This window comes from Paenibacillus sp. Cedars, assembly GCF_003184205.1.
GTDB classification, from domain to species: Bacteria; Bacillota; Bacilli; order Paenibacillales; family Paenibacillaceae; genus Paenibacillus_AQ; species Paenibacillus_AQ glucanolyticus.
This window is the reverse complement of the sequence record NZ_CP020866.1, coordinates 3893811-3919241: the sequence shown is the minus strand read 5'-3', so window position 1 is coordinate 3919241 and position 25431 is coordinate 3893811. Positions and strand designations below refer to the sequence as shown.

Annotated in this window: 41 protein-coding genes and 2 tRNA genes; 42 read left to right on the top strand and 1 reads right to left on the bottom strand. The window is 49.2% G+C overall.

The annotated features are described in order from the left end of the window. Positions 1 to 26: 26 nt before the first annotated feature. From B9D94_RS19815 to B9D94_RS19740, 17 genes are all read left to right on the top strand, one after another. Positions 27 to 275, top strand: coding sequence for a hypothetical protein (locus tag B9D94_RS19815; RefSeq protein WP_148247795.1), 249 nt, complete (start codon positions 27 to 29; stop codon positions 273 to 275). A 267-nt stretch (positions 276 to 542) separates the two neighbouring features. Further along, on the top strand, positions 543 to 1190 hold the full coding sequence (locus B9D94_RS19810) for a hypothetical protein (RefSeq protein WP_148247794.1): 648 nt from the start codon (positions 543 to 545) through the stop codon (positions 1188 to 1190). A 10-nt stretch (positions 1191 to 1200) separates the two neighbouring features. Next, positions 1201 to 1386: a hypothetical protein gene (locus B9D94_RS19805; protein ID WP_148247793.1), complete on the top strand. Its 186-nt coding sequence runs from the start codon at positions 1201 to 1203 to the stop codon at positions 1384 to 1386. A 49-nt stretch (positions 1387 to 1435) separates the two neighbouring features. Further along, on the top strand, positions 1436 to 1618 hold the full coding sequence (locus B9D94_RS19800; RefSeq protein ID WP_148247792.1) for a hypothetical protein: 183 nt from the start codon (positions 1436 to 1438) through the stop codon (positions 1616 to 1618). A 1-nt stretch (position 1619) separates the two neighbouring features. Continuing rightward, a complete protein-coding gene (locus tag B9D94_RS19795) occupies positions 1620 to 2024 on the top strand; it encodes a YopX family protein (RefSeq protein WP_148247791.1) in 405 nt (134 codons plus the stop codon). A gap of 3 nt (positions 2025 to 2027) precedes the next feature. Continuing rightward, positions 2028 to 4289: an AAA family ATPase gene (locus tag B9D94_RS19790; protein WP_148247790.1), complete on the top strand. Its 2262-nt coding sequence runs from the start codon at positions 2028 to 2030 to the stop codon at positions 4287 to 4289. A gap of 283 nt (positions 4290 to 4572) precedes the next feature. Then, positions 4573 to 4974, top strand: a complete 402-nt coding sequence (locus tag B9D94_RS19785; RefSeq protein ID WP_148247789.1) for a RusA family crossover junction endodeoxyribonuclease — start codon at positions 4573 to 4575, stop codon at positions 4972 to 4974. A 3-nt stretch (positions 4975 to 4977) separates the two neighbouring features. Next, positions 4978 to 5229: a hypothetical protein gene (locus tag B9D94_RS19780; RefSeq protein ID WP_148247788.1), complete on the top strand. Its 252-nt coding sequence runs from the start codon at positions 4978 to 4980 to the stop codon at positions 5227 to 5229. Beyond that, positions 5207 to 5488: a DNA-entry nuclease gene (locus B9D94_RS19775; RefSeq protein WP_148248825.1), complete on the top strand. Its 282-nt coding sequence runs from the start codon at positions 5207 to 5209 to the stop codon at positions 5486 to 5488. Before B9D94_RS19780 ends, B9D94_RS19775 begins: the two co-directional genes overlap by 23 nt. After that, entirely contained in the window at positions 5481 to 5609 is a 129-nt protein-coding gene (locus B9D94_RS31790) for a hypothetical protein (RefSeq protein ID WP_301337235.1), read from the top strand. Before B9D94_RS19775 ends, B9D94_RS31790 begins: the two co-directional genes overlap by 8 nt. 5 nt (positions 5610 to 5614) lie before the next feature. Next, positions 5615 to 5980: a hypothetical protein gene (locus B9D94_RS19770; RefSeq protein ID WP_148247787.1), complete on the top strand. Its 366-nt coding sequence runs from the start codon at positions 5615 to 5617 to the stop codon at positions 5978 to 5980. Between the two features lie 29 nt (positions 5981 to 6009). Next, on the top strand, positions 6010 to 6294 hold the full coding sequence (locus B9D94_RS19765) for a hypothetical protein (RefSeq protein ID WP_148247786.1): 285 nt from the start codon (positions 6010 to 6012) through the stop codon (positions 6292 to 6294). Further along, positions 6291 to 6899, top strand: coding sequence for an RNA polymerase subunit sigma-24 (locus B9D94_RS19760; protein WP_148247785.1), 609 nt, complete (start codon positions 6291 to 6293; stop codon positions 6897 to 6899). The genes B9D94_RS19765 and B9D94_RS19760 overlap by 4 nt, the downstream gene beginning before the upstream one ends. Positions 6900 to 7044: 145 nt before the next feature. After that, positions 7045 to 7132, top strand: a tRNA-OTHER gene (locus B9D94_RS19755). Positions 7133 to 7136: 4 nt separating this feature from the next. Next, positions 7137 to 7209, top strand: a tRNA-Pro gene (locus B9D94_RS19750). A 93-nt stretch (positions 7210 to 7302) separates the two neighbouring features. Next, complete coding sequence (locus tag B9D94_RS19745) at positions 7303 to 7554, top strand: hypothetical protein (RefSeq protein WP_148247784.1); 252 nt, start codon at positions 7303 to 7305, stop codon at positions 7552 to 7554. Further along, complete coding sequence (locus B9D94_RS19740; RefSeq protein WP_148247783.1) at positions 7551 to 7760, top strand: Acb2/Tad1 domain-containing protein; 210 nt, start codon at positions 7551 to 7553, stop codon at positions 7758 to 7760. Before B9D94_RS19745 ends, B9D94_RS19740 begins: the two co-directional genes overlap by 4 nt. A 23-nt stretch (positions 7761 to 7783) precedes the next feature. Here the strand turns inward: B9D94_RS19740 and B9D94_RS19735 are convergent, their stop codons facing one another. After that, positions 7784 to 8008 (bottom strand): DNA-binding protein, encoded by a 225-nt coding sequence (locus B9D94_RS19735; RefSeq protein WP_148247782.1) that lies wholly within the window; start codon positions 8006 to 8008, stop codon positions 7784 to 7786. A 469-nt stretch (positions 8009 to 8477) separates the two neighbouring features. Between B9D94_RS19735 and terS the strand changes: the two genes are divergently transcribed. The 25 genes from terS (at position 8478) to B9D94_RS19610 (ending at position 25430) form a co-directional block, all read left to right on the top strand. After that, entirely contained in the window at positions 8478 to 9188 is a 711-nt protein-coding gene (terS, locus tag B9D94_RS19730; RefSeq protein WP_148247781.1) for a phage terminase small subunit, read from the top strand. Between the two features lie 5 nt (positions 9189 to 9193). Continuing rightward, entirely contained in the window at positions 9194 to 10465 is a 1272-nt protein-coding gene (locus B9D94_RS19725; RefSeq protein WP_148248824.1) for a PBSX family phage terminase large subunit, read from the top strand. 17 nt (positions 10466 to 10482) lie between these two features. Further along, on the top strand, positions 10483 to 11985 hold the full coding sequence (locus B9D94_RS19720) for a phage portal protein (protein ID WP_148247780.1): 1503 nt from the start codon (positions 10483 to 10485) through the stop codon (positions 11983 to 11985). After that, positions 11951 to 12169: a hypothetical protein gene (locus B9D94_RS19715; protein ID WP_148247779.1), complete on the top strand. Its 219-nt coding sequence runs from the start codon at positions 11951 to 11953 to the stop codon at positions 12167 to 12169. Before B9D94_RS19720 ends, B9D94_RS19715 begins: the two co-directional genes overlap by 35 nt. Further along, complete coding sequence (locus tag B9D94_RS19710; RefSeq protein ID WP_148247778.1) at positions 12166 to 13221, top strand: minor capsid protein; 1056 nt, start codon at positions 12166 to 12168, stop codon at positions 13219 to 13221. Before B9D94_RS19715 ends, B9D94_RS19710 begins: the two co-directional genes overlap by 4 nt. Continuing rightward, the gene (locus B9D94_RS19705) at positions 13218 to 13436 is read left to right on the top strand and encodes a hypothetical protein (protein WP_148247777.1); all 219 of its coding nucleotides are present in this window, start codon (positions 13218 to 13220) and stop codon (positions 13434 to 13436) included. The genes B9D94_RS19710 and B9D94_RS19705 overlap by 4 nt, the downstream gene beginning before the upstream one ends. Beyond that, positions 13429 to 13722, top strand: a complete 294-nt coding sequence (locus B9D94_RS19700; RefSeq protein WP_148247776.1) for a hypothetical protein — start codon at positions 13429 to 13431, stop codon at positions 13720 to 13722. The genes B9D94_RS19705 and B9D94_RS19700 overlap by 8 nt, the downstream gene beginning before the upstream one ends. A gap of 110 nt (positions 13723 to 13832) precedes the next feature. Next, entirely contained in the window at positions 13833 to 14456 is a 624-nt protein-coding gene (locus B9D94_RS19695; protein ID WP_148247775.1) for a phage scaffolding protein, read from the top strand. A 30-nt stretch (positions 14457 to 14486) separates the two neighbouring features. Then, positions 14487 to 14819: a hypothetical protein gene (locus B9D94_RS19690; RefSeq protein ID WP_148247774.1), complete on the top strand. Its 333-nt coding sequence runs from the start codon at positions 14487 to 14489 to the stop codon at positions 14817 to 14819. A gap of 22 nt (positions 14820 to 14841) precedes the next feature. After that, the gene (locus tag B9D94_RS19685; RefSeq protein ID WP_148247773.1) at positions 14842 to 15861 is read left to right on the top strand and encodes a major capsid protein; all 1020 of its coding nucleotides are present in this window, start codon (positions 14842 to 14844) and stop codon (positions 15859 to 15861) included. 46 nt (positions 15862 to 15907) lie between these two features. Beyond that, entirely contained in the window at positions 15908 to 16228 is a 321-nt protein-coding gene (locus B9D94_RS19680; protein ID WP_148247772.1) for a hypothetical protein, read from the top strand. A 4-nt stretch (positions 16229 to 16232) separates the two neighbouring features. Next, positions 16233 to 16616 (top strand): hypothetical protein, encoded by a 384-nt coding sequence (locus B9D94_RS19675; RefSeq protein WP_148247771.1) that lies wholly within the window; start codon positions 16233 to 16235, stop codon positions 16614 to 16616. Position 16617: 1 nt separating this feature from the next. After that, on the top strand, positions 16618 to 17010 hold the full coding sequence (locus B9D94_RS19670) for an ABC transporter ATP-binding protein (protein ID WP_148247770.1): 393 nt from the start codon (positions 16618 to 16620) through the stop codon (positions 17008 to 17010). After that, on the top strand, positions 17010 to 17453 hold the full coding sequence (locus tag B9D94_RS19665; protein WP_253806005.1) for an HK97 gp10 family phage protein: 444 nt from the start codon (positions 17010 to 17012) through the stop codon (positions 17451 to 17453). The genes B9D94_RS19670 and B9D94_RS19665 overlap by 1 nt, the downstream gene beginning before the upstream one ends. A 3-nt stretch (positions 17454 to 17456) precedes the next feature. Beyond that, the gene (locus B9D94_RS19660) at positions 17457 to 17885 is read left to right on the top strand and encodes a phage tail terminator family protein (RefSeq protein ID WP_148247769.1); all 429 of its coding nucleotides are present in this window, start codon (positions 17457 to 17459) and stop codon (positions 17883 to 17885) included. Beyond that, complete coding sequence (locus B9D94_RS19655; RefSeq protein WP_148247768.1) at positions 17882 to 18070, top strand: hypothetical protein; 189 nt, start codon at positions 17882 to 17884, stop codon at positions 18068 to 18070. The genes B9D94_RS19660 and B9D94_RS19655 overlap by 4 nt, the downstream gene beginning before the upstream one ends. 3 nt (positions 18071 to 18073) lie before the next feature. Beyond that, complete coding sequence (locus B9D94_RS19650; protein WP_148247767.1) at positions 18074 to 19390, top strand: phage tail sheath family protein; 1317 nt, start codon at positions 18074 to 18076, stop codon at positions 19388 to 19390. A 13-nt stretch (positions 19391 to 19403) separates the two neighbouring features. Then, complete coding sequence (locus tag B9D94_RS19645) at positions 19404 to 19865, top strand: phage tail tube protein (RefSeq protein ID WP_148247766.1); 462 nt, start codon at positions 19404 to 19406, stop codon at positions 19863 to 19865. 46 nt (positions 19866 to 19911) lie between these two features. Beyond that, entirely contained in the window at positions 19912 to 20334 is a 423-nt protein-coding gene (locus B9D94_RS19640) for a phage tail assembly chaperone (RefSeq protein WP_148247765.1), read from the top strand. A gap of 242 nt (positions 20335 to 20576) precedes the next feature. Next, positions 20577 to 20939, top strand: coding sequence for a hypothetical protein (locus tag B9D94_RS19635; protein WP_148247764.1), 363 nt, complete (start codon positions 20577 to 20579; stop codon positions 20937 to 20939). 59 nt (positions 20940 to 20998) lie between these two features. Further along, on the top strand, positions 20999 to 23041 hold the full coding sequence (locus B9D94_RS19630; protein WP_148247763.1) for a phage tail tape measure protein: 2043 nt from the start codon (positions 20999 to 21001) through the stop codon (positions 23039 to 23041). Then, positions 23041 to 23721: a LysM peptidoglycan-binding domain-containing protein gene (locus B9D94_RS19625; RefSeq protein WP_148247762.1), complete on the top strand. Its 681-nt coding sequence runs from the start codon at positions 23041 to 23043 to the stop codon at positions 23719 to 23721. Before B9D94_RS19630 ends, B9D94_RS19625 begins: the two co-directional genes overlap by 1 nt. Before the next feature lie 4 nt (positions 23722 to 23725). Next, positions 23726 to 24691, top strand: coding sequence for an XkdQ/YqbQ family protein (locus tag B9D94_RS19620; protein WP_148247761.1), 966 nt, complete (start codon positions 23726 to 23728; stop codon positions 24689 to 24691). A gap of 2 nt (positions 24692 to 24693) precedes the next feature. After that, complete coding sequence (locus B9D94_RS19615; protein WP_148247760.1) at positions 24694 to 25032, top strand: DUF2577 domain-containing protein; 339 nt, start codon at positions 24694 to 24696, stop codon at positions 25030 to 25032. Further along, complete coding sequence (locus tag B9D94_RS19610) at positions 25029 to 25430, top strand: DUF2634 domain-containing protein (RefSeq protein WP_148247759.1); 402 nt, start codon at positions 25029 to 25031, stop codon at positions 25428 to 25430. The genes B9D94_RS19615 and B9D94_RS19610 overlap by 4 nt, the downstream gene beginning before the upstream one ends. The last annotated feature ends 1 nt before the right edge of the window (position 25431 follow it).

Below are 25431 nucleotides of genomic sequence, written 5' to 3'. Positions count from 1 at the left end.
TACACATATTTAGGAGGTGTGCAGAAGTGTTTCCCTCAGAGATCAAAGCCGGAAAGACGTATGTCGGCAAGGGTGGTTCCCTGAGAAAGGTAACCGCTACCCGGTCTGGATGTGATGGAAAGGATTTTTTCGATAACGTGCATTTTATCATTATTAAAGGCAGGCGGCCGGGAATGGAATCGGTGTTATCAAGAAAACAATTTGCACATTGGGCATTAGGCACGGCTATAAAGGAGGTTCGGCATGGAGACATCGATACCAAGGCGAGAGAATGAGCTGAAGGGGTCACCCCCAAGCAAAGTCAAGGAATATAAGCTCTCTCCAGAGGAACTGGCGCATATCAACGGAAAGCCGATACCGGCATCACATACGAAACCTATCAAGTTTAGGACAACTTCAAAGGGAAGGGATAAGTCGGTATGACCGAAAGAAAGTTGTGCGTGAGTTGCAAAAGAATTTACACAGCGTTCCGCCTCAAAGGTAAACCCGTCTGTCTGCTTTGTCGTGATAGAGGATCTATTGACTGATAAAGAGGTGGGGATGTGAAAAGGATCATCTATGTTGCTGGAGTAAATCGAAGGCATCTAGCAGAACAGGCAAGCGGTGTCCCCTACTGGCTTTTGAGTGCGACCCTGCTGCGGAGATATCCGAGCTGGCTGGAATCATACATGCAGAACCGAGATGTTATATGGGACCCTGGAACGTTTACAGATGATTGCATTTCATATCAGGGGTATCGCGCTTATATCGATCGGCACGCCAAATCCAAGCATAAATACATGCAATATGACGAGATAGGTAGTCCAGAAGCGACAGAATGGTATCTCAAGGATATGCGGCGGCGAGGGTACAAACCGATTCCGATCCTGCAGCCGGGCGGGGACAGAAGCCTTCTGCAGAATGAAAAATTAGTCTTCATCGGCGGCACGGTTCCGATGCCAGACGGAGAGCGTATGCGCTACCTGGACGATTTGCTTAGGCCAGGGATCAAAGCAAAGGTGCATCTACTAGGGATGATGAAACCGGAATGGTTCGTACCATATCAGGCAGCCGTTCAGGGAGACAATACGAGCTGGATTCCCCGAAGCGAATGGAACCGGCGCAAATCAGTCGAGGAATGGATGAAGGAATACGGCGAGCAGTGGATACCATACAGGCCACGTGACGTGGTACAGATGGCACTTTTTTAGGAGGGATAACATGTATCCAGTCGGATCATTGGAATACAGAATCATCTATCATGCTCTATGTGAGTTGTCGTTGAATTGGCATAACGATGACAGGGATGCGATTGAGATTGCGCAGATTCATGGCGTGCCGGTATCAGACGTGCACCAGACGTTGGAAGCTTTGTATACAGACAACCCTGATCCAGATGCAGTTTAACACCAGGGGAGGGTAATCCTCCCCACCTTACTATAAGGAGGAAGTACGCATGCAAACAGTCACGATCGGACAAGAACAAGCCCAGAAGCTTGGAGAAATCATGGAAATGATGGCAGATAGCGGAGTTGATTCAATTACACGCAATGAAGCAGCCGAACACTGCATTGACTGGATCCACGGACAGTTGAGTAAAGGCGCGAAGATTAAACCGAAGAAGTTTGGAGGGTGTTGACATGACAGAATATGAATTCCGTGGCAAGCAACTGGATAACGGCGAGTGGGCATATGGGTACTACGTCAAGGGTGTAACTCGTCACTGTATTGTCCATAGCCTTGCTGATTTCCCGCGGTATGATGTCGATCCGGAAACGGTAGGTCAATTCACGGGGCTTCATGATGATTCTGAGCAACAAGAAAAGCTATTTGATGGTGATATTACAGAGGTGAAATATGAGGGGCATAAGCACATTTGTAAAATACAATTTTGTGCTGGAGGATTCATGTTCGTTGCTGACTCATTCCCTGATGGATTTTTATACTTGTCCGAACTAGCCGAATACGACCGTGATTATGGATGGGTAGAAGGGGCAATTAAAATCGGTACCATCCACGACAACTCTGAGCTACTGGAGAGATAAAGAATGGAACATAAACTCGACCTCATAGCATTGCTCGATTTCGTCGATCCATCTTTCCTGAGTTATCAGGAATGGGTCAACGTGGGCATGGCGCTTAAATACGAAGGATATACGGCCAGTGATTGGGATGATTGGAGCAGACGGGACGGAGGCAGGTACCATCCCGGCGAATGCTTCAAGAAATGGACCTCATTCGAAGGATCGGGAAACCCGGTCACGGGTGCAACGATCACGCAGCTGGCGAAGGATAACGGTTGGGTGCCGCGGTCGGCTGATCGGGAAGATCGAGAGCTTGGATGGGATGACGAGATCTCCGGCGGGGATTACGTCGTCGTTGATAAGAATTGGATTGAAGGTAAAGAGGTTCACGAACCCGCGGTCTGGAATCCTACCCAGCAGCTAACAACGTATCTAGAAACGCTTTTTGAAGCATCCGAAAATGTTGGATACGTCACTGATACTTGGCAGAACGATGAAGGCAAGTATTTACCAACAAAGGGTGCCTGGGACCGGACAGCTGGCGAGCTGATTCAAGGACTAAATATGTGCAATGGCGATATCGGGGCTGTCTTCGGTGATTACGACCCGGCTGCCGGAGCTTGGATAAGATTCAACCCGCTGGATGGCAAGGGCGTCAAAAACGAGAACGTCTCCGAGTTTCGTTACGCACTCGTCGAGTCCGATACGATGGCCGTAGATAAGCAAAACGCCATCATGCGTGAGCTGGAGCTGCCGATCGCCGTCATGGTCTACAGCGGAGGAAAAAGCTTGCACGCCATTGTCAGAGTGGATGCAGCCAGCTATGACGAATACCGGAAGCGTGTGGATTACCTGTACAACGTCTGCAAGAAGAACGGGCTGAACATCGATAATCAAAATCGAAATCCTTCCAGACTGTCCCGCATGCCGGGCGTCGAACGTAATGGCAAAAAGCAATTCATTGTAGATACGAATATTGGTAAAGCGAGCTGGGCCGAATGGCATGAATGGATCGAGGGCGTCAATGATGATCTGCCGGATCCGGAGAGCCTGACGGATTTCTGGGATAACATGCCGGTATTGGCTCCACCGTTGATTCATGGAGTATTGCGGCAGGGGCATAAGATGCTGATCGCCGGACCGTCGAAAGCCGGCAAGAGCTTTGCGTTGATCGGACTTACAACCGCCATAGCCGAAGGAGACGAGTGGTTAGGATGGCAATGCACACAGGGGAAGGTCCTGTATGTGAATCTGGAGCTTGATCGGCCTTCTTGCTTACATCGATTTAAAGACGTATACCAGGCGAAGGGAATGTCACCTAAAAATATCGGCAATATCGATATCTGGAACCTACGCGGTAAGTCGGTACCGATGGATAAACTTGCTCCGAAGCTGATCCGGCGTGCAGCCAAGAAGAATTATATCGCCGTGATCATTGATCCCATCTATAAGGTTCTGACAGGCGATGAGAATAGCGCTGATCAGATGGCGCATTTCACTAACCAATTTGACAAGATCGCAACGGAATTAGGCTGCAGCGTCATTTACTGCCATCATCACTCGAAAGGGTCCCAAGGTGGCAAGAAGTCCATGGACCGGGCAAGTGGCAGCGGCGTGTTCGCTCGGGATCCGGATGCACTTATTGATTTAGTGGAACTGGATGTAACCGAAGCGCTCCAGAGCCAGGAAGAGAACAAGGCCATTTGTGCCATGTACAAACAACTGTTTCAGCAGCATAACCCAGCTTACCTTCAGGATCATGTTTCACAGGATGATGAGCTCAGTGCGAAGGCTATGGAGGACCACGCCAAGAGGGCTATGCCGCAAGTCATGACGAACATCATGCCGACAATTGAGCAGGTCATCAAGGCTGTAAAGGGACGCTCTGCATGGCGAGTGGAGGGCACGCTGCGGGAATATGCCAAGTTCGAGCCGGTCAACATGTGGTTCCAGTACCCGATCCATAAGGTAGACGATGTCGGCAGCTTGAAGGACATTGATCCAGAAGGCGATTCCGCACAGCCACCTTGGAAGAAGGCTGCGGATAAACGAAAGGGTAAGGCAAAAGAGGAGCGACGGTCCAAAGCTGAAGAGTTTGAGGATGTCGTAAACAATTGTAATTTTGGGGAACCGCCGACTGTATTGGATGTTATCGCATGGTATGGGCAAACCGGAAAAGAGGTTGCTGAGCGTACCGTGAGAGATTGGGTCAAGAAATATGGGTACGAAATTGATCGCTCAATCGGGTTCCGAATCGTCAAAAAGGAAGACAAAGAAGACGAGTAAATTGCGGCGGCAATCATTTGTTTTATGGTCGTTGCAATCCGCAATTTATTGCGGGGACACCAAGGATTTATGATTGCCGCAACTTGCGAAGTATGATTGCCGCAATTCTGCAAAAAGTTGCGGGGATTTTGATACGTCTATGATTGCCGCCGCCGACGGTGGCGACCTGTATATATAAATATATAAGGAATAAGGGAGGGGGTATAAAAATCCCCCTCCCCCTTCCCCTAAATTTATTGGGAAATCCGCCGCCGCTAAAAAGTTAAAAAATGGATGTGATGATATGACAACTGAATTCTTCATGCCGATGAAACCACCGACGGCAACGCACCAAGAAAAGAAGGTGACGACCGTCAACGGTAAACCCGTATTCTATGAGCCGGACGATCTGAAGGCAGCTCGTGCAAAACTGATGGCCCACCTGGGGCAGCATGTGCCGGCGAATAAGTACAAGGGGGCGCTGCGAGTCATTGTGAAATGGCTGTTCCCGATCAAAGACGGTAGCAAGCATTACGACGGTGAATGGAAAACCACGAAGCCGGACACACACAACCTGAATAAGCTACCGTTTGATATCATGACGGAACTGGGCTACTGGACGGATGACGCCATTGTGGCCAGCGAGATCATCGAAAAGTTCTGGGCCGACCGGCCAGGCATTTACGTCAGGATCGAGGAGCTGTAGGCGATGGATTACAAGGCGTTTTTCTGGGATATGTTCCAGTGGACCCAGCAGGTGAACGACGCCGCGACCCGATACGGCATGCACAGCCCGGAGTTTTGGGAATGGGTTGCTGATTCCGCTGGGGAAGTCTGCAGGAAGTACGAGGAAAACCGGTTGGCGGTTAAGCAAATGATCATGTTGGTTGAGTGGCTGGAAGAGGTTTACGAAAAGAATTCAGGGAGGAATGTCAGTGATGCAGGCAGAACCAGAAACTGATGGGATTGTCTATGATCGATTTAACCGGATGCTCTATCACCCTGAGTTCCACTTCAACCATGGAAAAACATTTAGCGGTGAAGAACTGGAATACCTCTGCAAGTTTTATGGGGTTGATGATGTCCGGACGCTTGCCTTTGCCCTGGGCCGAACTGAGCACACGATCCGTGTGAAATATGATCGATTAAGGCGGGAAGGTTTGGTTGATATGTACCGCCAAAGATACCAAAGAAGGTTGGAGGCGGAATGCCTTGTATGATGTTGATCCTTATTTTCAAGATATCCCTTGGGATTTGATATACGGCGATAACGGTGAGCTGATCGGCGAGGTCTATGTGATCTTGCCGGATCCACCGCCGAATAAACGAGATGGTAGGTGAGACAGATGAAACCTGAAAAAGTAGACAAAAAGCAACTTCACAAGTTGTTCCTTGCTGGTAAGCCAGTAAAAGAAATTGCCCTTGAGCTCGGCAGCACAACAGGATCCATACGAACGATGATCTATCATGAGCGCTTGCGGAATCCGCTTGATTGGCCGCAACGGGTCAATTACCCCGACAAGCCGGAAATGCCGCTGTTGATGATGCACAGCTACGAGTGTGCAGAATGCGCGGTGATGTTCACGGTTGAAGATGATGAGGATGTAGATCATTCCGTTACTGTTTGCCCGATCTGCCAGAGCGAAGACGTGGAGGATAGAGGCTACGGCAAGTTTATAACTACTTCTGGAGCGATGATGCGTGAGGCATAAAACAAGAAGATTTGCGAAGGAGGGTGGATATGAATAACCGAGTAAAGCTAATAGAAGCGCTTAGGAAGATACAAGAGCAAGCGTCTCTCGGAAACTTCTCTGGTAACCCTGACAATGTTGCTTTGCGATTGAACAACGTCTTAAAGATAGCAGATGAAGCTTTAACGATACCCACCATTAAGCCGGGAGACGGAGTAAGACACGTAATATTTGGAACTGGCATTGTGATAGATGTTTACAAAGAACAGGCCATTGTGGACTTTGATGAAGAGCTATTGCAGGTGAACGTTGCTAATTTGGAGGTAGTGGAATGACAACAGAACAGCAAGTGATTGAACAGCTTTCCCAATACCGGCAGAAGAAAGCCCGTATTCAGGCGCTGTCTACGTATAGCGTGGGTGCCGGAATCACGGTATCCCGACTGAATGAGGACGACCAGCTGCAGGAGCTGCACCGCAAATTGAGAGGTCTACCGTCGTACATGTATCTGTCAGGATATGAGCAAAAACTGGAAAATGTAGCACATGCTTATATGACACAGTACCCTGCCGGAGTTAAGTCCCAGATGCAAGCTATACCCGTTCAAGTGTTAGATCCGGAAGACACGGAACTGCTGCAGGAACTGCGAGGAAAGATTCAAAGGGTGATTGCTGCGAGAGGTTATGAGATCCGGGAGGGAATCGAGGAGATCATAGAAAGGTTGACGGAACTGCAGAATCTGCAGGCTGAGGTCGAAAGGATAGAGGCGGTGTTGGATGCCCTTGAGCAATATAAGCCGGATTATGCAAAAATTATTTGGCTGCACATCATCGACAGTAACCCCTGGGAGAATGTTACAGAACAATTGAACTTGTCTAGACCTGTGTTTTACCGTTGGAGAAAGAAGGCTATAGCCGAATACGAAAGATTGGCGAAATAATAGAGACAAAAACGAGACGGAAACGAGAACATAACGAGAACAAAGGCCTAATTTTCCGTGTTAATATGATATTGTGCCCTTCATGTAAGGAGGCGGTCAGCAATGGACCCAATGAGCCGTTAGGTGGCCGTCTCTTTTTAATTTCACTGGTATAGCTCGTCGGTAAGAGCACTGCGGGGCCCCTGTCAAAACAGAGAGCAGAGATCCAGGTTCGAATCCTGGTGCCGGTGCCAATGTCCGGATGTAGTGTAGCTGGGTAGCACGCTTGCCTTGGGAATAAGTAGTGTGGGTTCAAATCCTGCCGTTCGGATTATTCGTTAACCTTTTATTCGTTACCTCCTACCCATTGCCGTCTCGGATCGAGGCGGCCCTTTTATTATTATCCTGAGAGGAATGATTCACTGTGGCCCAGTATCGTAAAAAGCCGGTCATTATCGAAGCAGTTAAATTCGAAAAGGGTATAATGCCGAATGACGTTATCACTGCGTTGGGAAGTAATCCGGTGGTATTTGAACCACCTGCATTTTACATCGTTACTCTTGAGGGTAAGATGGAGGTCACACTTGGAGACTACATCATCAAGGGCGTGAACGGCGAGTTTTACCCATGTAAGCCGGATATCTTTGAGAAAACCTATGAGGAGGTTGTCGAATGAATCCACAAATCGAGAACAATTTCAGTTATCATGAGCCGACGCCAGGACAACCGGAGATCTATCAGGCGATCCGAAAGAAGGCCAAAGAGCTTGCCTATCTGATCGATGATCTGGCTCCTGGCAGCCGCGAGAAGTCGCTTGCCTTGACGAACCTGGAGCAGGCTGTTATGTGGGCGAATGCGGCAGTTGCTAGACACGATAAATAAAAAAGACCCGCCATATAGACGGGTCATTTACGGTTGTACTTGGCTACTTCCTCTTTGAGGTTCATAACCTCAGACCTCCAGAATAAGCGTTCCCGGTTCGTCTCTTTGACCGGCACGAGTCTTTCCCGCTTAACGAAGGAATGAAGGTTCTGACGAGTGCAGTCCAGAATCTCAATAGCTTCAGCTGTGCTTATGAGCTCATGAGATATCCAGGCAGACAGATGTTCTTTAGATTCAAATTCAAGCATAATCTCACCACTTTGCAATAAGGATAGCTATGGTTGTCAGGCTTATCAAAATAGATAATACGCTGATAATCATCGTTGCTTTATTCATCTTGGAGACGTTCATACGATCAGCTCCTTTGTGGTATAATCGAGTTAAGAAGAACGACACCTAATATTTCACCCACCCTTTCAGGAAGCCCTTTGCAGGGCCCCCCTTCCGGGTTGTCTGATTAACGTACCAGCGTGGTGATGAGGGTGATGATCGAGACAATCAAGCTTATGATTGCAGTCATGAGCATGATCTTAGCCGTCCGTTCATCGCGTCGTTCTTCTTTTCTCGTTTTTGGCATCTTGTTCACCTCCTTTCTAACTATATTATACCATTTTATATTTACGTACGTCAATAAGTATTTTCTATTTAAGTCGCTTTCTTAGCGGCTTTTTTCTTTTCTTCAAAACCAACACAACGCCGGGGGTGGTGATCGTGTAAATGGCGGAATTGCATAAACTGGCCGAGCAGGATTATCTGTCAGGAATGAAATATCAAGAGATTGCTGATAAACATAGCGTCTCGATCAACACCGTGAAGAGTTGGAAACAACGGCATGGCTGGTCCCGCGAAAAGGGTGCACACAAACCGAAAAGGGTGCACACAAACAAAGGCGGGGCGCCAAGGGGAAATAAGAATGCTGTTGGGAATCGTGGCGGTCCAGGCGGCCCTCCAGGAAACGACAAGGCCGTTACTCATGGATTCTTTCAAAGGTATTTTCCGGCGGAGTCCCTGGAGATCATGGAGCAGTTGCAGACCAAGCAGCCGCTGGACATCGTTTGGGATAACATCATGATCCAGTACACGGCGATCATTCGGGCCCAGCAGATTATGTACGTTAAGGATCGGGAAGACGTGACGACGACTAAGATCGAGGAGAAGTCTGGCAACGTCAGCGGTCAACGTTGGGAGGTCCAGCAGGCTTGGGATAAGCAGGCCACATTCCTCCAGGCTCAGAGCCGAGCCATGGGGACACTTCAAAGCTTAATCAAGCAATACGACGAGCTCCTGAAGACGGATCTGGCGACTGAAGAACAGGAGCTGCGGATCGCCAGGCTGAAAGGCGAAGTTGCTTTGCTTGACCAAAAAGCCGCCAAAGATGACGACAAGCCGATCCAGATCGTCATTACCCGAAAGGGTGAGCGAACATGACGGCGATGGTGGAAAAGGAAGTCAATCCTCATTTCGAGGATTTTTTATTTGACTGGACCCATAAATTTTATTTCTTGGTCGGTGGGTATGGCTCATCTAAGAGCTATCACGCCGGGCTGAAGCTCATCTTGAAGCTCCTGAATGAGAAACGCACGGCATTGGTTGTCCGGGAGGTATACGATACACTACGGGATTCCACGTACGCCCTGCTGTCGGAGATCATTGTCGATCTCGGCCTGGAAGGAAAGGTCCGAACAGTTGTATCGCCGATGCAGATCCGATTCCCGAATGGCAGCAAGATCATTTTCAAAGGGATGGATAAGCCGGAAAAGCTGAAGTCCATCCATAACGTGTCCATCGTCTGGATTGAGGAATGCAGTGAGGTCAAATACGAAGGCTTCAAGGAATTGCTTGGCCGTCTTCGGCACCCGACACTGCAGCTGCACATGATCCTGAGCACCAACCCGGTCAGTACGGCCAATTGGTGCTATAAACACTTCTTCAAGGACTCCAAGGCCAAGGCGACGGTCCTGGACGACGAGGAACTGTATCGTGAACGGATCAAAGTGGTCAACGGTACGTATTATCACCATTCCGTGGCCGATGATAATCTCTTCTTGCCTGATAGCTATATTGAGCAGCTGGAGGATATGGCGAAGTACGATCCGGATCTGCACCGTATTGCCCGTAGGGGCCGCTTTGGCGTGAACGGGGTGCGTGTGCTGCCTCAGTTCGAGGTACGGCCACATGACGAGGTGATGGAGGCGATTCGGGCCATTCGCTCGCCGATTCGAAGGGCTGGCATGGACTTCGGTTTTGAATCTTCTTACAACGCGTTGGTACGCCTTGCTGTGGACCATAAAGAGAGGATCCTGTATATCCATTGGGAGTATTACAAGAATCAAATGACCGATGACCGCACAGCCGAGGATCTGGCTGAGTTCCAAGGGACCGGGGAAGTCATCCGGGCAGACAGCGCGGAGCCGAAAACGATCAAGTATTTCCGACAGATGGGTTTTGCGATGCGGCCGGCTAAGAAATTCCAAGGATCGCGGCTGCAGTATACGAAGAAGGTCAAACGGTTCAAAAAAATCATATGCTCGGATCGATGCGTGAACACGATTGACGAGCTGCAAGACTTAACTTATGCCGTGGACAAAAAAGGGGAGATCATTGTCGATGAATTCAGCATTGACCCTCATACGTTCTCGGCTATTTGGTATGCCCTGGATGATTACGAGGTTTCGGACCTGAAGGGGAATTTCAGTTTTGAGTAAGAGAGGAGGTAAACGACATGGTTTTTTCGTTGTTTGGTCCAGATGAGCAAGAAGAGATAAAACAGATTATCATTCGAGGGGCCGAATCTAGGGCATCACGGGAAGAGATCATTCAGATCGAAACCAGTGAATGGCAAGACAATGAGAAACGGAAGTGGATGGAGATCGGCGAGCGTTATTATCGAGTGAAAAACGATATCCTGAATCGAGATCGTACCGTGATCGGCGAGGACGGCCGAAGAGTGAAGACCGATATTCTAGCTGATAACCGTATCGCCCATGGTTTCGCCCGGAAGCTCGTAGACCAAAAGGTCGGATACCTTCTTGGCAAGCCGCTGAGTATATCAACGGAAAAAGAGGACTACGCCAAAGCCTGGTCCGCGTTTTTTGATAGTAGCATGTATCGACGACTCCAATCTACGGGCAGAACCTCGGTAAACCAAGGGATTGCTTGGTGGTTCGTGCATTACGACGAACAAGGGGCACTGTCGTTTCGGCTGATGGATAGTCTGGAGATTATCCCGTTGTGGCGTGACAAGGCACATACGCTCCTGGATGCAATCATCCGAGATTATGAGGTTATCACCTATGAAGGATTGAAACGGAAGAAGGTCCGGAAAATTGAGTGGTGGGATACAACCGGAGTATACCGGTATGTCGATGACGGAACCAGGCTGATTCCTGACGTTGAGGCAGGTGATGTCAGTTCTCACTTTACTATGGTGGCCGGGCAAGAAGAAAAGCCGCTGAACTGGGAACGGATCCCCTTTATCCCGTGGAAGTACAATGAGGCAGAGCAGCCCCTTGTGGAAATCATCCAATCGCTGGTTGATGATTATGATCGCAACAAATCTGATAACTCGAATAATTTGGAGGATTTGCCAGACAATGCGTATGTGGTTAAGGGCTATGGTGGAACGTCGGCAGGCGAGATTCGAAAAAACCTGTCCAGGTATCGCATTTTCAAGATTGACGATCCTGACGGCCATTCCGGCGTAGATACCATTAGCCTGGAGATTAATACGGAGGCATATAAGACCCACATAGAGCAGACCCGGAAGGATATCTATGAATTTGGTCGCGGTGTTGACACACAAGGATTGAATATTGGCAGCGCGCCGTCGGGCATTGCTCTGAGGTTCCTCTATTCCGATCTGGATTTGGATGCGAGCCTGATGGAAACCGAGTTCCAGGCATCGCTTGAGCAGCTGCGGTGGTTTATTGATACGCATCTGTACAACACATCAGGCAAGGATTACAGCGCTGAAAAGGTTGAATTTACCTTTAACCATGACATGCCAATCGATGAGTCCTCAATCATCACCTCAATCAAGGAGAGTGTTGGCATACTGTCCGATGAAACCCTTGTCGCGCAGCATCCTTGGGTCAAAGATGTTCAGGCCGAGATTGATCGAATCGAGAAGCAAAAAGAAGAGGCCCTACAGCGGATGTCCGATGCCTACGGAGGGTTAGGGGGTGGTCCGGATGCTAGAACCGAAGACGATCCAGCTGGTGAATGAGCTCATACAGGGGATGACACGTTTTTGTATCCAATCGTATCAATCGGGTGAATCGGTCCAATCAGAGGATATCAGTTCTTTGGCTGAGCTTGTCGCAGCGATAAACGTCCCCCCGGATCCACCGTTTGAGCGTTCGCCAGCCTTCGGGTTCCCGCTGCCTGCCTTGGTAGGTGAAGAGGAATGAAGCCATCGGCCTATTGGCAAAAGCGCGGTGAACAAATTGCGGAGGCCCAGCATCGTAAAGCAGATCAATATGCACAGCGCCGCTTAAAGGGTGAGTATGCGCGAGCAATGGCCGAGATTGAAAAGGAAATCGACGTCTTTTACTCGCGTTTCGCTATGAATAATGGCACGATGTCCTATGCTGATGCCCAGAAGATGCTTAATGGCAATGAGCTGCAGGATTTCCATATGGGCGTTGAACGGTTTATCGAGCTTGCCAAAGATAACCCGGACGGGCAATGGACCAAAATGCTGAATAACGCATCTTACAAGGTTCGTGTGTCCCGCCTGCAGGCGCTTCAGATTCAAATGCAGGGCGTTATCCAAAACTTGAGCATGGCAGAGGATAAAGGGCTTTCTGGATTGTTATCCGATGTGTATACGGATAGTTATTACCGAACCATATTCGAAGTTCAGAAGGGAATCGGCCTCGGCGGCTCATTCGCTAGGATTGACCTGGATACCTTGGAAACCGTGATTAAAAACCCGTGGATCGGTTCGAACTTCTCGCAGCGGATCTGGGGAGACAATAACCGGCTTGTACAGCGACTCATCACAGAGTTTAGCCAAGCTCTTATACGAGGTGAAGGAGCCCGACAGTCTGCCCATATCCTAGCTGACAGGATGAATGTAGGATACCGCGCGGCGGAACGGCTCGTAAGGACGGAGACCAGTCATATTCAAAACGAGGCGGCATTCAGTGGGTATAAGGCGAGCGGCGTCGTGAAGAAATACGAGTTCCTATCCACGCTGGACCGGAAGACAAGTCCGATCTGCCGAGAGATGGATAACAAAGTGTTCACGCTGGCTGAAAAGGCAGTCGGGGTCAACTTTCCACCGCTGCATCCCTATTGTCGTTCCACCGTGGTTCCCTTCTTCGATGACGAGATTAACCCAGTTGAAAGGCTGGCTCGGGGAAGTGACGGGGAGGTCTACAAGATCCCTGACAATATGACGTATGGGCAATGGTACAAACAATACGTTGAAGGTAAAGAAGGAGGCGGGGACACATGATTAAAACGGTGATTACAACAGAACGATTCGAAAATGGTGAGCTCATCGAGCGTACCGTCGAAGAAACGTCGGATGACAAGCCGGTCGGTATCATGAATGTTCATGTTTTCGTTTCGGTTCCCGATCATGCAGACGTGACTCAGATCGCTGAAAACTTAACGGCGAGGATTCAGTCGGCAATTGAATCTGGAGGTGCAAAAGCAGCCAATGAATAAAGATGTATGTACGGATGTTGATATCATCCCAATAGTTAGAGAAGAGTTAGGATTGGACATTGTTGGTGCAGTTCATTTTCGTTGGTGTTGGGATGTGAAAGAAGGAGAAATAGCTGAAATAGACCACATACCTATTGCATTGACTGCTGATCTCGATCATCAGCGTACACTGACTTTTTTAGAGAGACTAGGCGTGCTTACCCCTGCGATTATAAGAGCTGAGTTGGTAATGTGTCCAGATGAACCGCCTATCGTGCAACTGTGGCAATATTTGATTAAAGATTAAGACTCTGCCCTGTCGGATGGCTAAAAACTAGGCATACTCGCGGTTGGAGTATATCGACCGGCTCCCTTAGCTGGAGAGCAGCTATAAAAATCTATGGAGGTTGATGATAAATGGAGTGGCTTAAGGAATTGTTGAAGAATGCCGGTTTGGATGAAACGAAGATCGACGCCTTGATCGGTGACGTGAACAAGGAGCTGCCGAAGCACTTTGTACCGAAGTCGCAATACAACGATGTCGTCGAAGCCCGTAAAAAGGCTGAAAAGGAAGTGACGGATCGAGATAAGCAGCTGGAGGACCTAACGAAATCCAGCGGCGATGCAGATGCACTGAAGCAGCAGATCCAAAAGCTCCAAGAAGACAACAAGACGGCACAGGAAAAGTATGAGTCCGAAGCCAAGGCGTTGAAACTCAGCACGGCCGTCAAACTGGCCCTTGCTGGCAAAGTGCATGACCCCGATATTGTAACCGGACTGCTTAATACGGACCTTATCCAGTTGGACGACAGCGGTAATATCAAAGCTGGCCTGGACGATCAGATCAAAGCCCTGCAAACGAGCAAGGCTTTTTTGTTTGTCCCCGAAGACGACAGCAAGCCCAAATTCAAGGGCTTTACGCCTTCAGAGCCCGGCGGAGCTGGTGGTGGTGGCGGCAAGTCCAGTGTAGGAGCTGACTTTGCAAAGGCAGCAAATGAGGGCGGCAAAGCGCCTACAAATGCAAACAATCCTTGGGATTAATCCGGGGATAAATTGAAAGGAGACAAAATCATGCCATATGTAAAAGATTACGGGAAAGTAGAGCAAATCAACTTCTTGGCAAGTGCCAAGTATATCGCGTATACCTATCAGATTGAGGGTACCGGCGTAACGCCAGACGCGCAGGGCCGCAAGGTCGTTCCGGCTGGATCCGTGTACCCGGCCAACGATGCTACAGCCATCGGCATTACGTTGACGGATACGGATGTGACGGAGGGACCTGCACCAGGTTCAGTTTTGGTGGACGCTTGGATCCTGGAAGCACGATTGCCTGTTACTCTTACGACCGAAGCCAAAACGGCGCTGGCCGAGAAGTCGAATATCAAATTTAAAGTGGTTGTTTAATCTCGAAGGAGGATGAAATCTTATGCCAAACATCTTGGAACTTTTTAATCAACGAGAAATTCTGAACTACCTGCAAAACCGGCAGTATCCTGCATTTACCGGAGAACTGCTGTTTCCGGAAGTTAAGCGCGAGTCACTGGAATTTGACATGATCAAAGGCGCTCGACGTGTACCAGTCATCGCCTCGATTCATGATTTTGATACGGAAGCCGAAATCGGCAGCCGGGAAGCAAACCGCAAAGCGTTGGAACTGGCACTGATCAAGCGGAAACTTCCACTCACAGAGAAGGAAATTATCGCGCTTGAGAATCCGCGAACACCAGCTGAACAGCAGTATCTGATGCGGGAAGTATATAACGATATCGATACTTTGGTAACAGGTGTACGGGCTCGCGCAGAGGCCATGCGGATGGAAGCTGCTGCAAATGGTACGGTTACACTCAATGAGAACAACCTGAGCGCTACCATCGATTACGGCGTGCCTGACGAGCATAAAGAGGTGTTGTCAGGAACCGATTTGTGGACAAACCCAGATAGTGATCCGATCACGCAAATGCTGGATTGGTATTCCACATTGGGTACAAAGCCTAAGCGCGTGTTGACGTCTAGCACGGTCCTGATGGCGCTGCTACGTCATCCGAAGGTTATCGGTGCACTGTTCGGTAATAACGCTTCTCGTGTGGCTACAAGGCTGGATCTTAACGCGCTGCTGAGTCAGTTGGAGCTGCCGACTATCGCAACGAATGATGACGTGTACCGTAAGCAAACCGCAGACGGGTCCTACACACAACATCGTTACTTCCCGCAGAATAAATTCGTCATGCTGCCGGAAGGACCGCTCGGTGAAACGATCTACGGGCCGACGGCAGAGGAAATCCGGTTGACCCGTGACCCATCTATCCAGACGCAAATGATCGGTAAGGTCTTGGCGATGGTATACGAGGAAAACCTGGATCCTGTATCTACGTGGACCAAAGCAGTAGCCACAGCGCTACCTAGCTTCCCGGCTGCTGACGAGGTATTCCAGGCACAAGTAATCTAATCAAGGGGCCGTAATGGCCCTCTTATCATTTATGGAGGTGTATCACATGATCGTTAAAGTTAAGAAAATCCCGGTGCGGCATAACGGTGCTCGTTATCTGGCGAAGCAGCAGTTTGAAATCAGCCAGGAGGACTATAAGAGAATCCAGAAGTTTGTTGATGTCGTTGAGGAAGATTCTCCAGTGGATCCTTCAGCGGACAACACCAATAAGGGACAGGATCCTAACAGCCTGCAGGGGCCGAAAAAGATCGAAGATATGACCGTTCTTGAGTTGAAGGACTTCGCGGAGGAAATGGAGATCGACCTGGGAGACGCAACGAAGAAGGATGATATCATCCAACGCATTCAGAAGGCCATGGAGGCATAAGCCTATGCTGATAACGGATAGTGACGTATGGCCGCTTGTTAAAGCCCGTTTAGGGTTAACGGACGATGCTCACAAGACGCTTGCGGAACTGTATATTGCTGAAGTTGGTCAGCGGATCCGGCATTATACAAATCAACATCAAATACCCAATGGTTTACTCCCTACTTGGGCGGCTATGGTTTCGGCTGTCCTTGCCGAGGACCAAGGGGAACTGCTGTATCCGCCGCCGGTGCCGGTCGAAGTCCCAGAGGTGTCGATCGGTGACACATCCGTCAAACCTTCCACGGTCAAGCCAGCTGCTCCGCCACAACCTAATGTCAGACTGTTGGATAAGGCACTCTTAGATTATCGAGTGGATCTCAATCATTACCGGAAACTGAGGTGGTAGCGTGATCGATTACGTTAAGTACCGCGCCGCAATTGAACAGACGTATGAAGACCGAGCCACGATCTATCGAAATGCCAAAGTGAAGGATCAGCTCACCAAGGAAACAAAACTTGAGCCGGTACCCTTCATTACGGATCAGCCCTGCCGCCTATCTCAAAAGGCGTTAGGTCAGAACGGTCAAACAGAAGCACAGAACGATATTAGCAACGAAACCAAGTTATTTATAGCCCCTGAGATGGAGATCAAACAAGGCGACATGCTGGAAGTTACCCGGGGCCGAATCACACAAACCGGGTGGGAGGCCATCGCCCCTGCTCGAAAATACACCGCAGGTGAGCCGTTTATATATCCAACCCATCAGGAGATCAGTCTACAGCGCAAGGAGTGGGCGTAGTGGCCAAATGGGGAAAGGTTGATTTTTCGGATCTTGAGAAGATGGCTAAATCATTTAAAAAGGCTTTAGATGAACGGGTCATTGATCGTTTTATCGAGGAATTTTTGCTTGAGATGGCCTATCGAGCAAACCGGAAAATCAAGAAGCGTACGCCCGTCGGTGTGGATACTGAATCTCCCGGTAATCTGAGACGAAATTGGAAGGTAAGCCGTGTTGAACGAATAGGCAGAACGTTCCAGGTCGATAACTACAACGACACTTACTATGCCATTTTCGTAGAATACGGACACCGGACCGGTAAGGACCTGACCAAATGGGTAGAAGGTCAGTTCATGATGACCATCAGCATGCAGGAGATCGAGAGGGAACTTCCCCGATATCTTGAAAGGCGAATGGCTGAATTGCTGAACAACATCATGAACGGCCGGCCATCAAGGAGGTAGCTCATGCCGCAGGTTAATTTTAATGATGTCAGATACGCCGTTCATGCTGCTTTAGATGCGGCTTTCCCCGACATTGAAATCATGGGGGAGGAAATCAAACAGGGTTTAACACCACCCTGTTTTTTTGTGCGCTTCTTAGAGCCTGAGCATATGCAGTTAATCGGCAGAAGATACATGAGGTACCATCCAATGGTGATCCGGTACTACGCCGTAGATCAGACCAATGAATCCATGTACACCATGGCTGAAGATCTAACCAGCATACTGGAACGGGTATCGATTTCGGGAGCTCTCGCAAAGGGAACCGGGATAAGGTTTGAAATCGTGGATGGGGTACTGCATTTTTTTGTGGAGTACAACTTCCATGTCGTAAAAACCAAAGAGCCGGAAACGAAGATGAATCATATCAAACAGGAGGGACGTCTAAAATGAGCACAAAAGAAATCAAGGCTCAGACGCAACCAGCGCCACGCTACACGAAGGATCAGCTGGTGGAAGCTAAACGATTTACTACGTCGGAAAAAGATATCCTGACGGGCCTGCTGTTGCCAGATAAGACGTATACGCTGGACGAGGCGGCGACCGTCATCACGAAATTCAAAGAGAAGGAGGTCTAAGACATGGCAGGAGGAACATGGAAAACACAAAACAAGGTCCGTGCCGGGGTATACATCGTCATTGAGACGACGGAGCAAACGATGGGGACCTTGGGTGAACGCGGCGTTGCTTCGCTGCCGTTGTCGCTATCTTGGGGGCCATCCAAACAAGTGATTACCGTAGAGGCGGGGGCAGATACCAGGGACATTCTGGGTTTTGATGTTTCGGCTCCGGAGTTGTTACCACTGCGAGAAGCCCTGAAGCGAGCCAGTAAAGTCTTGCTGTATCGTTTGAATGCTGGTACCGCCGCGACCGCCACGAATACAGGGCTGACGGTGACAGCGAAGTACGGAGGACTCCGCGGGAACGACATTCGGATTATCGTTCAGAATAACATTGATGATCCCGCGAAATTCGATGTCATTACGCTGCTTGCCGGCGCGGTGATGGATACACAGATCGTGTCCGAGATCGAAGAACTGGTCGAAAACAATTGGGTCAAATTCAGCGGCACCGGCGCGCCGGATGTTACGGCTGGCCTGAACTTGACCGGGGGCGCAGATGGTACTGTGACCAACGGGGACCACACGGATTTTCTGTCCAAGATTGAGGGCTATGATTTCAATACCATTGGACTTTTGACCACGGACGCCACACTGAAGCCCGTATACACGGCAGCTATTAAACGGATGCGGGAGCAAGAAGGCAAAAAGGTGCAGGTGGTCATGGCTGACTATGCAGCAGCAGACTATGAGGGCGTGATCAGCGTCAAAAACGGCGTGATCCTATCCGACGGTTCTGTCCTGGACAACGTGAAGGCTGTTGCCTGGGTGGCCGGGGCTACCGCAGGAGCTGCTGCAGATGAGTCCTTGACCTATTCCGCCTATGACGATGCTGTGGACGTGGATATCCGCTACACAAACAGCGAGATTGAGGCAGCCCTGCGAAGCGGCGAATTCCTCTTTATCCACTCATCTGGCCGCGCTGTTGTCGAACAGGACATTAACACGTTCAGGAGCTTCACCCCGGATAAAGGACGAGAGCGATCCAAGAACCGTGTACTTCGCGTATTGGATAGCCTGGCGAATGATACGAAGCGAATCTTCGAACAGTTCTACATCGGCAAGGTGGACAATAATGCGGATGGCCGAGCTTTGTTCCGTAAGGAAATCGTGACGTACATCGAAACACTCGTCGGGATTGGAGCCGTTCAGAATTTCGACGCCCAGTCAGACGTCTCTGTGAAGCAAGGGGATGCAGCCGACAGTGTATACGTCGAGCTGCGCGTGCAGCCGGTGGATGCGATCGAGAAAATCTATATGCGGGTATTGGTCCGCTAAGGAGGGGTAATGCATGCCAGATTTTTTAAAGGCACAGGACACCATTTCCGGTCAGGAAGGTAGAGCCTATGCAACCATTAATAGTCGAGTTCATGAAATGTTCTACATTAAGACGCTGGAAGCGTCCGTAGAAAAGAATAAGGCGGAGGTGCGGACCCTTGGCCGCCGCGGAGTACAGCACAAAGCGACGGGATGGGTTGGCTCCGGCACCATGACAATTTACTACGTAACGTCCCTCTTCCGTCAATTAATGTACGATTACATTAAGACAGGAAAAGATGTCTTTTTTGATGTCACCGTCACTAACGAGGACCCGTCGTCTTCCATCGGTGCCCAGACCGTCACCATTAAAGGTGTGAACCTGGATAGCGTCATTATGGCTTCGTTGGATACAGAATCGGAGGCGCTGGAGGAAGAGGTCAGCTTTACGTTTGATGACGTCGATCTGGGCCAGTCGTTCCAAGAACCGGTTTAAAGATCCTAATAATCTAAAATCCATTGAATAGAAAAGGAGAATAAATATGTCTGACATGACTATGTTTTTTGCAGCTAACGCCGCTTTGGAGGTAACGGAGGATTTCGTAGTTTCGGAACGCTTCAAAGATGCGGACGGAAAGCCCGTCCCGTGGAAACTTCGGAGCATTACCGAGGAGAAGAACAGCGAGATCCGTAAGGCAGCCACACGAAAGGTAAAGGGTAAGAACGGTGTCTATTTGCCGGAGATTGATCCGAATGATTACATGGCCCGTGTAACGACGAGCTGTGTTGTATTCCCCGATCTCCAAAATGCGGATCTGCAAAAATCCTACAGCGTGACGGGGGCTGAAGCGCTTCTGCGCAAAATGCTCCTCCCTGGTGAATATGCTGCACTAACTGAACGAGCTCAGGCCATGAACGGCTTTGATAGGGACGTAAACGAGTTAGTAGATGAGGTAAAAAACTAATCAAGGAGGGCGATGGTGACGCGAACTATGCGTACTACGCTCTCCACGAGTTGCATATCCTTCCCCACGAGCTCATGGCGCTGCCGGTCCGGGAACGGGCTGCCATCTATGGCATGATTTCTGTCCGGATTGAGAAGGAAAAACAAGAAGCCCAAAAGCTCAATAGCAAAAAGCGGTAGACCCAAGCCTGAAAAATTTGGTAGAATGGTTGGGAAATATGACCTATTCAGGGGGACGAATTTGTGAAAAAGTCATTGGGTTTATTTGTAGTGTTCTTGCTGCTATTGGTTGCTGTCGTGGGATGTGGATCCGCTGAGACGGAGAATAAGGATTTGACACTGGACAAATTTATCAAGGCTTATCAGGATGCAGGCATCGAGGTAGATCCAGAAGAGAAGCCGATGTTTCAGATTCTTAAAGCGAAAGATGGCGTAATCTTTTATGTTGAGAATCAAAAGGTTGCTATTTATGAATATGCTTCTAACAAAGATGCTGAAAAGGATCTAGATACGCATGATCAGATGGCTGACTGGCCAAGAAAAGGTGCGTTCCTTCTGGAGACAAAAAACGAGAAGGCTATTGAAATATTCGACAGTGTAAAATGATAAACTGACGCTCTCCATTGTGAGGGCGTCTTTTATTTTGGCAGGAAGGAGGTAGGTTTATGACCACGGTCTCCTCAACGTTGAAAATGTATGATGCCATGACCGGGCCGCTGAAAAGCGTCATTAGTTCCATGAATATGGTGATCCGGACGATGGAGCAAATGCAGCGGACAACGAGCCGGAACCACAACATCGACCGCCAGCTGGCAGCCGCAAAGAACCAGATTGCCTCGGCCGAAAGTAAGATCAATCATGCGATCGAGGACTCCACAAGGCAGCAGAATCGATTTAATGACGCGGTTCGGCAAAGCCACAAGGAAACCGGCAGGTTAGCGAGTGCGATAAAAGGAATTGCTGCATCGTATCTTACCTTTCAAGGAATTCAGCAACTCGGTGGGGCAACGATCGGTGGCGCGATGAAGCAACAGGAGATGGTTAATACTTTTACCTCTCGATCCGGTAATGATGCTCTAGGTAAGGCAATTTATGACCAGACGGTCCAGCAGGCGCTCAAGTACGGTCAAGACGTAGACGCGAGTTTGCTCGGGAGTATGTCTTTTATGAGTGCGACGATGGATCCGAAGCAGTTAACGGAGATAAATAAACTTTCTATGCGCCTTGCAAAGCTGAATCCGACAGAAGGGCTCGAGGGGGCGGCGTTCTCTTTGAAGGAGCTTCTGAGCGGTGATTATACGTCCATCTCCGAACGCTTTAATATCAGCCGAAGTATGCTCAAGGATAGCGAGGCACGGCTGGCTGGGATGAGAGGCGATGTTGATGGATTTATCAAAGGTATGGATAAGATGCTCGATCAGCAGAACTTGACCGAAGAGGCATTTGAAAAGATGCTAGACTCTCCGGCTGCCAAGTGGAACAAAGCTCTGCAAACTTTTAAGTTTAACATGGCCCAAGCGGGTGAATCGGGACTACAGTCACTAGCGCCTTTATTTGACAAAATCAATGCGGGCTTTGATTCAGGAGCATTCCAAGATACCTTTGACATGTTGTCATGGGCGATTTCCGGCGCGGTGCGGTCACTCTTATGGTTTTTAGATACGGCGACCCAGGTGTTCACGTTCATGAGGACCAACTGGCCTCTGTTGCAGCCTATTGTATACGGATTGGTCGGAGCGCTCGGATCATTGGCTTTGATTATGGCTATAAACAAGGGTGCCATGATTGTGGGTGCCGTTGCCACCGGTATCCAGACAGGGGCGTTATTTATTCAAGCTGCAGCAGTTAACGGTTTGAAGTATGCGTGGATGGGATTAAATACGGTGATGAAAGCAAACGTTTATATTCTGATCATCACGAGTATTATCGCATTGATTACCTGGCTCTATAATCTCTGGAAAACAAATGATCAGTTTGCCGCTGGCTTCATGCGGGCATGGAATGCGATCCTAAACTTCTTTGACCAAATTCCGGTGTTCTTTTTGACAATCGGTAATGGCATTTCGAATGCATTTCAGGACGCAAAGGTTAGTGTACTAAAGTCGATGGAAGAAATGGTTAATGGATCGATTGATAGGATAAATAGTTTAATTGAAAAGCTGAACAAATTTGACTTTGTTTCTATCGATTTTATTAACGGCGTTCAGTTCTCTGCTGAAGCCCAGATTCAAGCCGAAGCGTCTCGCCAAGCAGGGGAAGCCAAAATAGCTGCAGCTCAACAGAAGGCATCAGGGAAGGCGGCTGAACGAGAAGCCAAGGTTGAGAAATGGTTGAACGACCGCGCTGCAAAACGAGCCAAGGAGCAAGCAGAAGCAGAGAAGAAGCAAAAGGATGCGGCTCTTGGCGACTATAAGGTTCCAGAAATGAAAATGCCTGCTCTAGCGGAAACACCAAAGGTTGATAAGGTCGGGAAGGTCGGCCAGGTTGATAAGATCAAGGGGAAGGTGGATATCAGCAGCGAGGACTTGAAAATCATGCGGAATATCGCAGAGATGAAGAATATTCAAAACTTCGTAACCCTGACGCCTACCGTATCCCTGAAGACGGGCAATATCAACAACAGCGGTGATCTGGACTCCATCGTAACGAAACTGACAACCCGACTTGAGGACGAGGTCGCAGCCAGCGCCAAAGGGGTGTATAACTGATGGCGGATTATAGCATTGAGCTGAGCTTTAACAACAGGGCTGTTGTTTTTGAAATCCCCGTCCTTCCGGAGGAAATTGAGATCGAGGGCGAAGGCGAAGGGGAAGAGCATAACGTCGCCGGCCTTGGATGGATCAACGCGATCGATGCGCCAAAGCTCAAAGTGATTACATTCAGCGGCGTGTTTCCCGCGGACATGGAGAACGTCATACCATCCAAAGGTTTTGACGCCCCTGCTGATTATATCCGCCGAATTGAGGACTGGATGAATAAAAAGAAGCCGATTCGCTTTATCTATATCAGCCAGGGCCTGAAGATCAACATCCCAGCATCCATCGAGGAGTTTAACTATAAGGAGGTCGGCGGCGCCCCTGGGGATTTTGAGTACACATTAACCCTTAAGGAATATGTATTTTACTCGGCCAAAAAAGTGACGATTGCGAAAACGTCCGCCGCCGCATCGGCCAGCAAGAAACAAGCCGCTGCCAAAAAGCCTGACCGACCGGATGAGCGCGCCAAGCCTAAGACGGTGAAGATCAAAAGCGGAGATTCACTTTGGACAATCGCCAAGACGCATCTTGGGGACGGCAGCCGGTACAAGGAGCTCATGAAACTGAACAATATCACGGAGGCCCAGGCGAAAAAATTGAAGGTCGGAACCGTGATTAAGCTGCCGGGGTGATGCTATGAAAATCGTGATTGATAACAAGGACGGCAACGTCTGGGACGTATCGAGCGTGGTTAAGGATATCCGTTACTCTACGTCCCGGATTGGGAAGGCCTCTTCATTGGAGTTCACCCTGGTTGATAGCGGCGTTTACCAGGACAAGAAATTCAATTATCAAAACGGGGATATCGTCCAGTTTACAGACGGTACAAATAAGGTATTCATGGGCTACATCTTCAGATTCGAAATGGGGCTGAATGGAGAAGCAAAGGTCTTGGCTTACGATCAACTGCGGTATCTAAACGCGAATCATACCTATGTCCTGACCAACGTAACTGCAACCCAGATCATTCAGCGAATCGCCAAGGACTTCGGCCTGAAGACCGGGAAGCTCGCTGATACCAAGTACAAGATCCCAAACTTCCTGCAGGATAATCAGACTCTGATGGATATGGTTTGTTGGGCTCTGGATACAACGCTGATTAAGTACAGTTCCAATTTCGTGTTTTACGACGATTTTGGGCAGCTGACTTTAGAAAACATTACTCAGATGAGGTACGGCTTTGTTATAGGGGAAGGAAGTCTGATGACGGATTTCACATATAGCAAGTCCATCGACGAGGACACCTATAACCATATCGTGCTTTATAAAGATAATGAGAAGTCTGGCAAACGCGAGACCTTCAAGATCGAGGACAGCAGCCGGATTAAAAAATGGGGTAAGCTGCAGCTATATCAAAGCGTGGATGAGGATATGACCAAGGCTCAGATTAACGATCTCCTGACCCGGCTAATCACGGCCAAGAATCGAGAAACCCGCAAGATGAAGATCGAAGCGATCGGTGACTTCCGATTGCGGGCAGGGATGTATGTGAATATCCAGATCTCTCGTTTCGGGATCAATAAATTTTTCTTGGTCGATGAGTGCGTGCATTCCATATCTGGAGCGCAGCACACGATGACCCTTGATTTGAGGATGGTGTAAGTATGCTGGATATCATTAAAAGGGCGGCCGTGGAAGCGGTAGTCGCTAGTAATCCGGTCGCTATACAATTTGGAACCGTCGTATCATTAAGCCCCTTGGAGGTTAGGCTGGATCAACGCCTGACGCTCCCGGAGGCTTTTTTAATTGTACCGGAATCCCTAACACGCTATGAGATCGACCTGAGCCACGTTCACAAGCTTTCTGGTTCTCCTGATACAGAGAAAGCTTTGACGGATAAAATCGTCATACGCAAGGGACTGGCCGTGGGTGACGCTGTGATTCTGCTTCGGGTCCAAGGTGGACAGAAGTATTTAGTGTTGGATAAGGCGGTGAGCGGATGATCCCTCAAAGTGACGTTGAAATGACAGACGAGGAACTGGAGCCGGTCACGCTCCCGAGCCGGACCTATCGGTTCGATCGAGTAAACGGCCGGATCAGTAGCCAAACCGTGGACGGGATCGAAGCCGTCAGGCAGACCGTCTTTAAAATCCTCTCGACTCAGCGCTTTGAACATCTTATATACTCCGGAAATTACGGAAATGAGTTGGAGCTGGGCGAGGTTCGTGGGCGTGCAGTCTTCGAAAGCGAGGTCGAACGCTGGGTAACCGAAGCACTAACCCAGGACGACCGGATTGTCGCCGTGACCGGCTTTAGCTTTGAATACGGCATGGATACGGCCTTGGTCCGGTTCACGGTGGATACGGAATTTGGATCCTATCAAGAAGAACAGGAGGTGTAAC